This is a genomic window from Pseudomonas sp. Au-Pse12 (assembly GCF_021341665.1).
Lineage (GTDB): Bacteria > Pseudomonadota > Gammaproteobacteria > Pseudomonadales > Pseudomonadaceae > Aquipseudomonas.
In genome coordinates this window covers 34799-47768 of the sequence record NZ_JAJTTH010000013.1, presented here as the reverse complement: position 1 = coordinate 47768, position 12970 = coordinate 34799, and the positions used below count along the sequence as shown (strand labels likewise).

General features: G+C 67.4%; 11 protein-coding genes. 9 read left to right on the top strand and 2 right to left on the bottom strand.

What is annotated here, in order from left to right:
* Positions 1-38 precede the first annotated feature (38 nt).
* The 5 genes from LXM55_RS28270 (at position 39) to LXM55_RS28250 (ending at position 7099) form a co-directional block, all read left to right on the top strand.
* On the top strand, positions 39-509 hold the full coding sequence (locus tag LXM55_RS28270; protein WP_233323414.1) for a DUF2271 domain-containing protein: 471 nt from the start codon (positions 39-41) through the stop codon (positions 507-509).
* 26 nt (positions 510-535) lie between these two features.
* On the top strand, positions 536-2740 hold the full coding sequence (locus LXM55_RS28265) for a PepSY domain-containing protein (RefSeq protein WP_233323413.1): 2205 nt from the start codon (positions 536-538) through the stop codon (positions 2738-2740).
* Positions 2730-3704: an FAD:protein FMN transferase gene (locus tag LXM55_RS28260; protein ID WP_233323519.1), complete on the top strand. Its 975-nt coding sequence runs from the start codon at positions 2730-2732 to the stop codon at positions 3702-3704. The genes LXM55_RS28265 and LXM55_RS28260 overlap by 11 nt, the downstream gene beginning before the upstream one ends.
* 54 nt (positions 3705-3758) lie before the next feature.
* Entirely contained in the window at positions 3759-4460 is a 702-nt protein-coding gene (locus LXM55_RS28255; RefSeq protein WP_233323412.1) for a VIT1/CCC1 transporter family protein, read from the top strand.
* A gap of 407 nt (positions 4461-4867) precedes the next feature.
* On the top strand, positions 4868-7099 hold the full coding sequence (locus LXM55_RS28250) for an LTA synthase family protein (protein ID WP_233323411.1): 2232 nt from the start codon (positions 4868-4870) through the stop codon (positions 7097-7099).
* A 55-nt stretch (positions 7100-7154) separates the two neighbouring features.
* Here the strand turns inward: LXM55_RS28250 and LXM55_RS28245 are convergent, their stop codons facing one another.
* Entirely contained in the window at positions 7155-8369 is a 1215-nt protein-coding gene (locus tag LXM55_RS28245; protein ID WP_233323410.1) for an MFS transporter, read from the bottom strand.
* Positions 8370-8528: 159 nt separating this feature from the next.
* Here LXM55_RS28245 and LXM55_RS28240 point away from each other — a divergent pair, with 159 nt between their 5' ends.
* Positions 8529-9494, top strand: coding sequence for a helix-turn-helix transcriptional regulator (locus LXM55_RS28240; RefSeq protein WP_233323409.1), 966 nt, complete (start codon positions 8529-8531; stop codon positions 9492-9494).
* An 83-nt stretch (positions 9495-9577) separates the two neighbouring features.
* Positions 9578-10420: an NAD-dependent protein deacetylase gene (locus LXM55_RS28235; RefSeq protein WP_233323408.1), complete on the top strand. Its 843-nt coding sequence runs from the start codon at positions 9578-9580 to the stop codon at positions 10418-10420.
* Between the two features lie 3 nt (positions 10421-10423).
* Here the strand turns inward: LXM55_RS28235 and LXM55_RS28230 are convergent, their stop codons facing one another.
* Positions 10424-11326 (bottom strand): LysR family transcriptional regulator, encoded by a 903-nt coding sequence (locus LXM55_RS28230; RefSeq protein WP_233323407.1) that lies wholly within the window; start codon positions 11324-11326, stop codon positions 10424-10426.
* Positions 11327-11569: 243 nt separating this feature from the next.
* Here LXM55_RS28230 and LXM55_RS28225 point away from each other — a divergent pair, with 243 nt between their 5' ends.
* Together LXM55_RS28225 and LXM55_RS28220 are read left to right on the top strand one after the other, a co-directional pair.
* The gene (locus tag LXM55_RS28225; protein ID WP_060841913.1) at positions 11570-12268 is read left to right on the top strand and encodes a CoA transferase subunit A; all 699 of its coding nucleotides are present in this window, start codon (positions 11570-11572) and stop codon (positions 12266-12268) included.
* Between the two features lie 36 nt (positions 12269-12304).
* The gene (locus LXM55_RS28220; RefSeq protein WP_233323406.1) at positions 12305-12964 is read left to right on the top strand and encodes a CoA transferase subunit B; all 660 of its coding nucleotides are present in this window, start codon (positions 12305-12307) and stop codon (positions 12962-12964) included.
* Positions 12965-12970 lie beyond the last annotated feature (6 nt).

Sequence of the window (12970 nt, the reverse complement as noted above, 5' to 3'; positions counted from 1 at the left end):
CCAGGCTGCGGCCACATTCAGCAAAAAAGGACAGCCTCATGAACAAGCTTGTGATCGCCGGTTGCCTCACCGCGGCCCTGGCCCTGCCGGCACTGGCCCAGGCCCGTGAAGTGACCCTGAGCACCCAGCTCAAGCCCTACAGCGGCAACGGTGCTTACCTGGCGATCTACCTCACCGACGCCAACGGCGCCTACCAGAAAACCCTGTGGGTAGCCGGCAAGAAGGCCAAGTACTACAAGCACCTGCCGGACTGGGCCCGTGGTGGCGGCGCGGCCGCCGGCCAGTACGACGGTGTCACCGGCGCCAGCGTCGGCAGCGGCGAGACCCTGACGGTCAGCACCGAACTGGCGGACAGCCTGATCGACGCCGGGTATCAGATCCGCATCGACAGCGCCGTGGAAGACCAGCGCGACGTGCGCGCCGACGTGGTCCTGCCCCTGACCCTCAAGGGCAGCGGGCAACCCGCCAGTGGCGGCACCTACGTGCAGTCCCTGCGCTACGACCTGTAAGCCCCGCGCCCCGAGGAGGCCCGACCATGTTGCGCTCGTTGCACTCAATCCCCGGACTGCTGGCCGCCCTGCTGGTGATGCTGCTGGCCATCAGCGGCGCGACCCTGGCGCTGAACCCGGCCCTGGAACGCCTGCACACGCCACCACCGGCGGCGGCTGAAGTCAGCGTCGCGCAGCTGGCCGGACGCGTGGCCGGCCAGTTGAACGGGGTCGAACAGATCCGCCGCACGCCTTCGGGCACGCTGATCGTCTACCACCACGAGCATGGCCAGACCCTGGCCAGCAGCGTCGATCCACGGACCGGCGCGGTGCTCGCGCCCTACACGCCCTCGGCCTTTGCCCGCTGGGTCAAGGAACTGCACCGCTCGCTGTTTCTCGACACCCCGGGGCATGTCGTGTCGGCGCTGGGCGCCCTGGCGATGCTGTTGCTGTCGGCGTCCGGCGCGGTGCTGCTGGCACGCCGCGCCGGTGGCTGGGGCAAGCTGCTGCGGCCGTTGCGCGGCAGTTTCAGCCAGCGCTGGCACGCCGAGGTGGGGCGCCTGACGATCCTTGGCCTGCTGCTGTCGGCCTTGAGCGGGCTGTACCTGTCGGCCAGCACCTTGGGCCTGATCGCCGACGACGGCCAGAGCCAGCCCGCCTTGCCGACCCCGATCAGCGCCGGCCCGGCCTTGCCGGTGGAGAGTCTCTCGGCGTTGCAGGCCGTGGACCTCAACGATCTGCGCGAGCTGGTCTACCCCGCCCCTGGCAACCCCCAGGATCCCTACAGCCTGCGCACCCGCAGCGGCGAAGGTTATGTCGACCCGGCCAGCGGCGCCCTGCTGGCCTTCCAGCCCGAGGGCGCAATGCAGCAGGTTGCCGGGTTCATCTATCAACTGCACACCGGCGAAGGCCTGTGGTGGCTGGGCCTGTTGCTGGGCGTCAGCGCCCTGGGGGTACCGCTGATGAGCCTCACCGGCCTGTGGCTGTGGTGGCGCCGGCGTCGCGACGCGGTGGCGATCGACGACAACTGCCCGGCCGACACCGCCGACTGCGTGATCCTGGTGGGCAGCGAAAGCAACGGTACCTGGGGCTTTGCCCGGACCCTGCAGCAGGCCCTGGTGGCGGCGGGACGCCGAGTCCACAGCGCGCCAATGAACCAACTGCGCAACGACTACCCCAAGGCCCGCCAGTTGCTGATCCTCACCGCCACCCACGGCGACGGCGATGCCCCGGCCTCGGCCCAAGGCTTCCTCGCGCGCCTGCAACAGCGGCCGCTGGCGCCCGACCTGGCGTACGCCGTGCTGGGCTTTGGCGACCGGCAGTTCCCGCGTTTCTGCGGCTTTGCCGAACAGGTGCAGAACGCCCTGGACGCCGGCGCGGCGCAGTGCCTGCTACCCCTGGAAACCATCGATCGCCAGTCGCCCCAGGCGTTCCAGCGCTGGGGCCGGGCCCTGGGCCAGGCCTTGGGCCAGGCCTTGGGCCTGCCCCTGGACCTGCAGCATCAGGCCCACGCCCTGCCCTGCCATGAGTGGCAACTGGTGGAATCGGTGGCCTACGGCGATCAGGTCCAGGCGCCGACGCGGATCCTGCGCTTCAAGGCCGCCGACGGCAGCGGGCAGCCGTTGCCCGAGTTCCAGGCCGGCGACCTGGTGGGCATCCTGCCCCCCGGCACGGCCCAGCCACGCTTCTATTCCCTGGCCAGCAGCCGCGCCGACGGGGTGCTGGAGATCTGCGTGCGCAAGCACCCGGGCGGCCTGTGCTCGGGCTTTCTCCATGAGCTGCAACTGGGCGCGCGGATCCAAGGCTTCATCCAGCCCAATCCGCAGTTTCGTCCGGCGCAGGGCGCGCAGCCGGTGATCCTGATCGGTGCCGGCACCGGCATCGGTCCCCTGGCGGGGTTCATCCGCGGCAATCGGGCCCGGCAGCCGATGCACCTGTATTGGGGCGGGCGGCACCCGGCTTCGGATTTCCTCTACGAACCGGAACTCAAGGGCTACCTCGCCGACCGGCGCCTGACCGCCCTGCGCGCGGCCTTCTCCCAGGTCCAGGAGCGCGGCTACGTGCAGGACCGGCTGCTGGCCGATGCCCTGGCGCTGCGCCGGCTGGTGGAAAAAGGCGCCCAGGTGCTGGTCTGCGGCAGCCGGGAGATGGCCAAGGGCGTGATGCAGGCCCTGGACGAAGTGCTGGCCCCGCTCAACCTGAGCGTACTGACCCTCAAGGCCCAAGGACGTTACCGTGAAGATGTCTACTGAAACCGCCGCACTGCAGCGCTACAGCCTCAACGGCCCGACCATGGGCAGCCGCTACAGCGCGCTGTTCTACGCCGCCCCGGGCTTCGCCACCCAGGACCTCGGCGAGCGCCTGGCCCAGGCCGTGGCGCGGGTCGAACAGCAGATGTCGGGCTGGAACCCCCAGTCCGATCTCAACCGCCTCAACGCCGCGCCCCGGCACCGCTGGGTCAGCGTGCCGCGGGAGCTGATGCAGGTCATCACCACGGCGCTGCGGGTCAGCGAGCAATCGCACGGCGCCTTCGAGATTGGCGTGGGGGACCTGGTCCGGAACTGGGGCTTTGGCCCCGCGCCGCGGACCCTGGAACCACCGGCCTTGCGTGAACTGGGCCAGCAACGCCGCCACTGTGCCGGCAGCGCCCTGGTGCTGGAACCCAGGCGCCACCGCCTGCGCAAGCGCGGCAAACTGCGCCTGGACCTCAACGGCATCGCCAAGGGGTTTGGCGTCGACGAACTGGCCCGGGCCCTGGAAGCCTCGGGCATCCGCGAGTACCTGGTGGGGATCGACGGCGAAATGCGCGCCCGGGGCCGCAAGCCCGGGGGCCAGCCCTGGAGCGTGGCCGTGGAGAAACCCCTGCGCGGGGAACGCCAGGTCATGGGGGTGATGGAGCTGGAAGATGCGGCCATCGCCACCTCCGGCGACTACCGCCACTGGGTGGATATCGCCGGACAGTCCTACGCTCATACCCTGGACCCGAGCACCGGCGCGCCCCTGCACAACCGCCTGGCCTCGGTCAGCGTGGTGGCCGGCAGCTGCATGCTGGCCGATGCCTGGGCCACCGCGCTGCTGGTGCTGGGTGAAGTCGAAGGGCCACGGCTGGCCCAGGCGCGTGGCATGGATGCCTTGTTTGTGATCCGCGACGCCGGGCAGTTGCGGGAAGTGTCTATTGTGGGTGGGCAGTTGCAGGCCGAAATCGAGGCCCGCTGAAGCCCAGGCCCACCCGACGAATTGTTCAATGCCATCCACCTGAGTCCATTGCCGATGAAATTCATGCACCGACACCGCGAACTGCACCGTAACGACCGTATTGGCTGGCTGCGCGCTGCCGTCCTGGGGGCCAACGACGGCATTGTCTCCACCGCCAGCCTGCTGATCGGCGTAGCCGCGGCCAGCGCCAGCCACGGCACGCTGCTGGTCACCGGCATGGCCGGGCTGGTGGCGGGGGCCATGTCGATGGCCGCCGGAGAATACGTTTCCGTGCATTCACAGGCCGACACCGAACAGGCCGACCTGGCCCGGGAACGCGCCGAGCTGGCCAGCGATCACCAGGCCGAACTCAACGAACTGGCCCACATCTACCAGAACCGCGGCGTCAACCCGGAACTGGCCCGCCAGGTGGCGGTGCAGCTGATGGCCCACGACGCCCTGGGGGCTCACGCCCGCGACGAACTGGGGATCAGCGAGGCCCTGGCGGCCAACCCGCTGCAGGCGGCCCTGGCCTCGGCGGCCAGCTTCGTGGTGGGCGCGGCGCTGCCCCTGGCGGTGACCTTCATTGCCCCGACGCACAGCGTGGTGCCGTGGATTGCCGGCATGTCCCTGGTGTTCCTCGGCGGCCTGGGAGCCGTGGCGGCCCGCGCCGGCGGCGCCAAGGTGGTGCCGGGCGCCTGGCGCGTGACCCTCTGGGGCGCCCTGGCCATGGGCCTCACCGCCGCCGTGGGCAGCGTCTTCGGCACCGTGGTCTGACCCCACGGGCCTCAGGGCTTGTTGTGGAGACAAGGCCTGTTGTGGCGAGGGAGCTTGCTCCCGTTCGGCCGCGTAGCGGTCGTAAAACCTGCCGGCGCGGTTTATCAGGCTCACCGCGTAGACGCGACCGGGGGCGCTGCGCGCCCCAGCGGGAGCAAGCGGGAGCAAGCGGGAACAAGCTCCCTCGCCACAGGGCAATCGGCTTTTTAACACCCTGAAATAGTAAATCCCGCCGCTGCCAACCTTTTTTCGCACTCGCAGCCAGACGCCTGAGTACGGGGCTTGAGCTCAGTCTGAAACGCCTCCAGAGCCATTCGCCGATCGCCGAGAAATCAATTCCCCCCACGAATAAGAAACGTCTTGCCTGCTGCTCTTGTTACCATTGCGCACATTTGCATGAAGATTTAATGACAGGCAGGTTATTTGTGAAGTTGATCCGTCGTTGCCTACAACACCCCCTCGCCCCCCTGTGTGCCTTGTTCAGCCTGCTGTTGCTGGTGCCCATGGGCGCGCGCCTGGCCCTGGGCTGGTCCCACCCGCTGGGCTATCTGTCGGACCTGGCCAGCGCCAGCCTGCTGACCCTGCTCCTGTATCGCCGCCGCTGGTGGCTGGCGCTGCCGGTGCTGTTGGTCTGGGCGCTCTTGACCCTGGTCAGCGCCGAGCTGGTGAGCGCCGTGGGGCGCATGCCCAACCTCGCCGACCTGCATTACCTGGTGGACCCGCAATTTGTCGGCAACTCCACCGGCGGCGGCCTGACCCACCCCGAGCTGGGGCTGACCCTGCTGCTGGGGCTGGTGTTGTGGCTGGTGGTTCAGCGCAGCAGCCGGGCAAGCCAGCTGCCGGCCCTGCCACGCGCGCTGTGGATCGTGCCGCTGGGGCTGCTCCTGGTCCATGGCACCACCCAGTACCTGAAGCCCAGCGAAGCCGACCAGTGGCAGCTGTTCAACCTGCCCCACCAGGCCCTGGCCACCGCCACCGGCCATGCACAGATGCAGGTCGAAGACTGGCTGCAAGGCGATGTCGCCGATGTAGCCCCCCCCATGACCGGGCTGACCCGCCTCGATCTTGAAGGCCAGCCGCTGCTGCCCAGCGCCGGTCGCGCGCGCAACGTGCTGCTGATCACCCTGGAAGGCATTCCCGGGGCCTATATCCGCACCAACCGCGAGGCCCTGAACAGCCACTACCAGGAAGACCTGATGCCCAAGCTCAGCGCCTGGGCCGAGCGCGGCATGAACACCCCGGACTACGTGCTGCACAGCCACCAGACCATCCGTGGCCTGTACGCCATGCTCTGCGGCGACTACGACAAGCTCGACAACGGCACCCCCAAGGGCGTCGAGATGCTCACCCAGAGCCAGCGCAACCAGGCCTGCCTGCCGGCGCAGATGCACAAGTTCGGTTTCAACACCCACTACCTGCAGGGCGCCGGCCTGCGCTTCATGGCCAAGGACAAGATCATGCCGCACATCGGCTTTGATTCGACCCATGGCCTGGAGTGGTTCAAGAACGACAACTACCTGGAATTCCCCTGGGGCAAGGACGACAAGGCCTTCTTCGAAGGCGCCCTGAGCTACGTCGAGCAGCTGAAGAAAAACAAGAAGCCGTGGATGCTCACCCTGCTGACCGTCGGCACCCACCAGCCCTACTCGGCCCCCGAGGACTACCTGGAGCGCTATGACACGCCGAAGCAGGCGGCGGTCGGCTACCTGGACGACGCCATCGACCAGTTCCTCACGGGGCTGGAGCGCAAGGGCGTGCTCAAGGACACCCTGGTGATCATCACCTCCGATGAGTCCCACGGCATCGACGGCGTGCGCCTGGCTTCGTCCTGGGGCTTCAACCTGATGCTCGCCCCGGACCAGGCGCTGCTGCCGCACCTCAAGTCCGGGACCTACGGCCACGTCGACCTCAGTGCCTCGGTGCTGGACTACTTCGCCCTGCCGGTGCCCGCCAGCCTCAGCGGCCGCTCGCTGTTTCGCGACTATGCCCAGGGCCGGGAGATCATGTCCTACACCAACGGCAAGCTGCGTTACCACGATGGCCAGGGCACCTTCACCGAGTGTGATTTCCAGCAACGCTGCCGCTACTACGCCAGCCCCGGCTTCATCGCCGACAGCGCCAGCCTGCAAGGCCAGTACGGCGGCCTGCGGGCACGGCAGATCAGCGCCCGGGCTGCGCACCTGGACCGCAGCCTGCTGCAGTCGCCGCTGAACCAGCACTACCAGTTCGGCAGCCCGGCGATCATCCCGCTGCAGGCGCAGATCAAGGACGACTGGGCCGACAACCTGATCGGTGCCCAGTACCTGGAAATGCCCAAGGGCTCGCAGACCCGGGTGCGCTTCACCGTGCGCTCCGCCGACCCGCAGCAGAACGCCTACATCCTGCTCAAGGGCAAGGAACTGGAACAGGACGTTCCCCTGGGCTTGCCGGAAGAGATGCTGGTCACTCCCGACCAACCGTTGCAGATGGACTTCAGCTTCGACAACCCGGAAACCCGCAAGGCCTTCTCCTTCCACTTGCTGGGCTATGGCCTGGGAGCGGTGGAAGTCAGCGACTTCAGCGTGATCACCGAGTTGCCGGGGCAAGAAGACAACGCCGGGGAAATGCCTCAGGACGCCGACAGCGAACACTCCAGCTGATGCCCCTTGCCCGGCCTGGAACGCTGTTTCAGGTCGGGCCCCATTGTCTCTTCGCTCAACGCTCTGGCGTCAGGCCCCCCCGCCCCATGGCATCGCGACGGCGCAGCCTGGCCAGCAACAGGCTGAACACACCCCCCAGAAGCAGCACGGCGATCAAAAACAGCCAGGCGTAGGCGAAGCCACCCTGGCGCTGCTGGACCAGACCGAACAGCAGCGGGCCCAGGGCAAAACCGAGAAAAAAACCCGCCGACAGCAGGCTTGAAGCCGTGGCCGGGCTGCCAAAGGCCGGATCGCGCAGCAGCATGCTCATGGCAATGGCCTGGGTGGCCACCGCCGTCAGGCCCATGCCCAGCGCGCCGAACCACAAGGGCCAGTGCGCCTGCGGCGTGGCCTGGGCGGTCACCGCCAGGGCCAGGCTGGCCAGGAGCAATAACGTCAGCAGCAGCCAGGACTCCTCCGCCAGACGTGCCGCCCATGGCGTCAGCACCGTCCGGGCCAGGATGCCCATGACCCCGAACCCGGCGACCATGGCCCCGCTCTCGCCGACCGCCACCCCTTGCCGGGCCGCGAACAGCCCAAGAAAGGTCACGAAGGACGCCAGCACCAGGCCGACACACAGCTGCCCCCCCAACAACAACCCCAGCCGTGAATTCGGCCAGGAAATCTTCAAGCTCACGGGCTTGCCCGTCACGCCCGCCGGCGCCACCCTTGGCCCCCACAGCGCCAGCAGCAAGGTCGGCAGCAGCAGGCAGGCCAAGGCTGCGCGCCAGCCCAGATGCCCGGCCAGGGCCGGCAGCACCAGCCCGGCAAACAGCGCCGACACCTGCACCCCGGACTGTTTCAGCCCCACCAGCGCCGCCTTGCTGCGGGCCTCGACACACTCGGCCACCAGCAGATGAGTGACCGGGTTGGCCAGGGCCTGGGCCACCCCGCAGATCGCCAGGGCCAGCAGCACCCCGGCAAATCCCGGCAGGCTGACCAGCAGGCCATACCCGGCCAGGGTCGCCCAGAACAGCAAGGCTAGGGCACGCCGGGTGCCGAGCCGGTTCACCAGCGGCCCGGCCCACAGCGACAGCAGTGCCGCCAGGCCGAAGGCGCTCATCAGCAGCCAACCCAGCCAGTGGGGCGCAATCCCAAGATCGGCGACCAGCAAGGGCCCGAGGGTGCCGATGGCGTAGAAGATCAGCATCGGCAACGCCATGGCACTCACCAGCACCGTACGCAGCCAGAGCCCTCGGGGACTGGCGTTTTTCAAGCTCTGAGGGTTCATCCCTTGCTCCGTGGCAGGTGGCGCGCCGCCAGGTGACGACGCTCACCCCTGCTTGGGAAACAGCTTACTTTTTAGCGAGAATGCTTATCATGCGTGTTCATATGGAAAACGGATCCATTCCCATGGCAAACGCAGGACATTCATTGCAGGAGCGCGAACATGGCCATTGCCCCCGGTTCTTCCCAGCCCTACCTCCTACCGTGCAACGCTGCGCGCGAGCACAGCCAGGCCCCGGACGGCTGGTCACGCCAGCAGCTGCCCCAGGCCCTGGGCGATTGCTATAGCGACAGCCTGCCCCTGGCCCAGGACCTGACCCTGGTGCGCTCGCGCTACCACCCCAATCGTCCCTTGATCGAAGAGGCCAGCAGTTGCCACGCTGGCCGCCTGCTGGTGATCACCTGTGCCCTGCAAGGCACTTCGGGCTACCTCGACGCCAAGGGTTCGAGCCTGGCGTTTCGCGCCGGGCACACCACCGTCAGCGCCTTCCAGGCCAGCCGCGGCGAACGCCGCTATGGCGCCAATGAAACGGTGGCGCAACTGCGCTTGCTGGTGGGCGAAACCCTGCTCCAGCAGTACCTGGGCCCCGCCCGGGCTCGCCAGCTGCTGGGGCGGGAAGCCTTGCAACTGCTGGCCTGCGGGCCCACTGGCCGGGCCAGTGCCGGCCACCTCAGCGCCCTGGCCCAGCCCTCAGGCTCGCAACAGCCACCCACGCTGGAGCTGCATATCCACGCCCTGAGCCTGCTGTCCTTGCAGTTGCAGGCCCTGGCCCCCGCCCCTGTTGCCCCGGGCCGGCGCCTGAAGGCCGCCGATCTTGAACGGCTGCAGCGGGTGCGCGACCTGATGTTCGAGCAGATGCACCAGCCCCTGACCGTGGCCTACCTGTGCGCCGCCGTGGGCCTCAACGCGTTCAAGCTCAAGCAGGGCCTGCGCGAGCACTACAACACCACGCCGCAGCGCATGCTCCTGGAAATCCGCATGGGCCATGCCCACCGCCTGCTGGAGGGCGGCTGCCAGGTGGCCCAGGCGGCCTATCAAGTGGGCTACCGCTTTCCCGGCAACTTCAGCGCGGCCTTTACCCGGTTCTATGGCAAGCCACCCAAGTCGGTGTTCGGCGCCGGGCGCTGAAGCCTGGACAAGGCACTGGCGCCGCCAGGGCTTTGCGGCTATTTCTGATAGGCGTCCCTGGCCACTGGAAACGAGTGCAGCCCATGATCGATCGCCCTACTGCCCCACCGCTCGAGCAACTCGCCGCCGCCATGCACGGCCAGCCGTTCATGGTCCTTACCGGCGCCGGCATCAGCACCCCGTCGGGCATCCCTGACTACCGCGACAGCGACGGCGTGCGTCGCGGCAAACAGCCGATGATGTACCAGGAGTTCCTCGGCCAGGCCGACGCCCGGCGCCGCTACTGGGCCCGGGCCATGCTCGGCTGGCCGCGCATTCGCCAGGCCCGACCGAATGCTGCGCATCAGGCCTTGGCGCAGTTGCAGGCGGCAGGCCGGATCGCCGGGGTGATCACCCAGAATGTCGACGCCCTGCATGATGAGGCCGGCAGCCTGGAGGTCATCGAACTCCACGGCAGCCTGCAGCGGGTGCTGTGCCTGGACTGCGGCCAGCGCAGCCAGCGCGAGGCCATCCAGCAGCAGTTGGAGGCGCACAATCCCTACCTGGCCGGGGTCGACGCGGTGCAGGCGCCGGATGGCGACACCCTGCTGGACCCGGCCTTCGAGGAACGCTTCCAGGTGCCCCGTTGCCCCTACTGCGACGGCGACCGCTTGAAGCCCGATGTGGTGTTCTTCGGCGAGAACGTGGCCCAGACTACCGCCGCCCGGGCCCTGAACGCGGTGCACGAGGCCGCCGGCCTGCTGGTGGTGGGTTCATCGCTGATGGCGTATTCGGCGTTTCGCCTGTGCCGCGCCGTGGCCGAACAGGGCAAGCCGCTGCTGGCCATCAACTTCGGCAAGACCCGCGCCGACGAATTGCTGGACCTCAAGCTCGGCGAGCCCTGCGACCGGCTGTTGCCGCTGCTGGCCGAGCGCCTGCTGCGCTAAGCCTCAAAGCATCGCCACGCGCTGGCCGAGGTTTTCCTCGCGCAGGATGTCGAACAGCGCCTGGGCCGCAGTGGACAGTTCGTCCCCGGGCTTGGTTAGTACGCCGATGGCCCGCTCCACCACCGGGTCGTCCAGGGTCAGGCAGTGCCCGCCCAGCTCGCGCATATGCTGGGCACACAGCGCCGGCACGGCACTGACGCCCAGGCCGCTGGCGACCATGCGCCCCACGGTCGCCAACTGATGGCTTTCAAACTCCACCGGCAACTGCACGCCCCGGGCCCGCAGGTGGTCTTCGAGCATCACCCGCACCGTGGACGGCCGCTGCAGGGTGATAAAGGGCTCCTGCAGCAGCGTCTGCCAGTCGATGCGGCTGCGCTGCGCCAGGGGCGAATCCTTGGCCACCACGGCCACGAAGCGGTCGATGTACAGCGGGGTGAACTGCAGGGAAGAGCTGTCCTGGGGTTCGAAGGCCACCCCCAGTTCCACCTCGCGGTCGCGAACCATTTCCAGCACCTGCTCGTTGACCACATCGTTGACCGTGACGTTGACCTGGGGGTAGCGGGCGCGAAAGTGCTTGAGGATCGGCGGCAACAGGTTGCCGGCAAAGGACGGCATGGCCGCCACCGTCACCCGCCCGCGCTGCAGGGTGAAACGCTGGCGCAGCTCATCCTCGGCGTTGTCCCAGTCGGCGATCAAGCGCCGCGCCAGGGGCAGCAGGGCCTCGCCTTCCGGGGTCAGGGCGACGTTGCGCGTATTACGGGTAAACAGGCGCCCGCCCAAGCCTTCTTCCAGGGCCTTGATGGTCAGGCTCAGGGCCGACTGCGACAGGTGCAGGCGCTCGCAGGCCAGGGCAAAGCTCAAACTGTGGGCCACCGCCAGAAAGGCCCGTATCTGTTTAACCGTCATCTCTCATCCTCAGAAGGGCAGCGGCAAGCTATAAGCTTCAAGCCGAGAGCTTGCAGCTTGCAGCTTGCAGCTTGCAGCTTGCAGCTTGCAGCTTGCAGCTTGCAGCTTGCAGCTTGCAGCTCATTATGCTGTTTTCCCAATTAATCAACCTTAAAAATCAACTTAACAAATCAATCCCGTAGCGCAACACTGACCCGCAAACGGCTGGCCAGCCGCCAACGAACAAGAAAGAGGATGGTGCAAATGGCAGGTTTCGATAAGCGCGTGGCGTCCTACGAGGAAGCCCTGGAAGGTCTGCAAGATGGCATGACCGTGATCGCCGGCGGCTTCGGTCTGTGCGGTATCCCCGAGAACCTGATCGCCGAGATCAAACGTCGTGGTACCCGTGACCTGACCGTGGTGTCGAACAACTGCGGGGTCGACGGTTTCGGCCTGGGCGTGCTGCTGGAAGACCGCCAGATCAGCAAGGTGGTCGCTTCCTACGTGGGTGAAAACGCCCTGTTCGAAAAGCAGCTGCTCAGCGGCGAGATCGAAGTGGTGCTGACCCCCCAAGGCACCCTGGCGGAAAAAATGCGCGCTGGCGGCGCCGGCATCCCGGCCTTCTTCACCGCCACCGGCGTCGGCACCCCAGTGGCCGAAGGCAAGGAAACCCGCGAATTCAAGGGCCGCACCTACCTGATGGAAGAGTCCATTACCGGTGACTTCGCCATCGTCAAGGGCTGGAAGGCCGACCATTTCGGCAACGTGATCTATCGCCACACCGCACAGAACTTCAACCCCCTGGCGGCCACCGCCGGCAAGATCACCGTGGTCGAAGTGGAAGAAATCGTCGAGCCGGGCGAGCTGGACCCGACGCAGATCCACACCCCCGGCATCTACGTCGACCGGGTCATCTGCGGCACCTTCGAGAAGCGCATCGAACAGCGCACCGTGCGCAAGTGATCGCCCTTCCCCAGCCCGACTAAAAGGACAACAAACATGGCTCTTACCCGCGAACAAATGGCTCAGCGCGTCGCCCGCGAACTGCAGGACGGCTTCTACGTCAACCTCGGCATCGGCATCCCGACCCTGGTGGCCAACTACATCCCCGACGGCATGGAAGTCATGCTGCAATCGGAAAACGGCCTGCTCGGCATGGGCGCCTTCCCCACCGAGGACCAGGTCGACGCCGACATGATCAACGCCGGCAAGCAGACGGTCACCGCGCGCATCGGCGCCTCGATCTTCTCTTCCGCCGAATCCTTCGCGATGATCCGCGGCGGCCATATCGACCTCACCGTGCTCGGCGCCTTCGAGGTGGACGTGCAGGGCAACATCGCCTCGTGGATGATCCCCGGCAAGCTGGTCAAGGGCATGGGCGGCGCCATGGACCTGGTGGCCGGTGCCGAAAACATCATCGTGACCATGACCCACGCCTCGAAAGACGGCGAATCCAAGCTGCTCAGCCGCTGCAGCCTGCCGCTGACCGGCGCCCAATGCATCAAGCGCGTGCTCACCGACCTGGCCTACCTGGAGATCGAGAACGGCGCCTTCATCCTCAAGGAGCGCGCCCCCGGGGTCAGCGTCGAGGAAATCGTCAGCAAGACCGCCGGCAAGCTGATCGTGCCGGACCACGTACCTGAAATGCAGTTCGCCTGAGGAGCC

Excerpts from the sequence above, each read along its gene's own strand:
- LXM55_RS28245 (WP_233323410.1), bottom strand. The coding sequence starts at position 8,369 with ATGAACCCTCAGAGCTTGAAAAACGCCAGTCCCCGAGGGCTCTGGCTG.
- LXM55_RS28270 (WP_233323414.1), top strand. The coding sequence starts at position 39 with ATGAACAAGCTTGTGATCGCCGGTTGCCTCACCGCGGCCCTGGCCCTG.
- LXM55_RS28230 (WP_233323407.1), bottom strand. The coding sequence starts at position 11,326 with ATGACGGTTAAACAGATACGGGCCTTTCTGGCGGTGGCCCACAGTTTG.
- LXM55_RS28265 (WP_233323413.1), top strand. The coding sequence starts at position 536 with ATGTTGCGCTCGTTGCACTCAATCCCCGGACTGCTGGCCGCCCTGCTG.
- LXM55_RS28240 (WP_233323409.1), top strand. The coding sequence starts at position 8,529 with ATGGCCATTGCCCCCGGTTCTTCCCAGCCCTACCTCCTACCGTGCAAC.
- LXM55_RS28220 (WP_233323406.1), top strand. The coding sequence starts at position 12,305 with ATGGCTCTTACCCGCGAACAAATGGCTCAGCGCGTCGCCCGCGAACTG.
- LXM55_RS28260 (WP_233323519.1), top strand. The coding sequence starts at position 2,730 with ATGTCTACTGAAACCGCCGCACTGCAGCGCTACAGCCTCAACGGCCCG.
- LXM55_RS28250 (WP_233323411.1), top strand. The coding sequence starts at position 4,868 with ATGACAGGCAGGTTATTTGTGAAGTTGATCCGTCGTTGCCTACAACAC.
- LXM55_RS28255 (WP_233323412.1), top strand. The coding sequence starts at position 3,759 with ATGAAATTCATGCACCGACACCGCGAACTGCACCGTAACGACCGTATT.
- LXM55_RS28235 (WP_233323408.1), top strand. The coding sequence starts at position 9,578 with ATGATCGATCGCCCTACTGCCCCACCGCTCGAGCAACTCGCCGCCGCC.
- LXM55_RS28225 (WP_060841913.1), top strand. The coding sequence starts at position 11,570 with ATGGCAGGTTTCGATAAGCGCGTGGCGTCCTACGAGGAAGCCCTGGAA.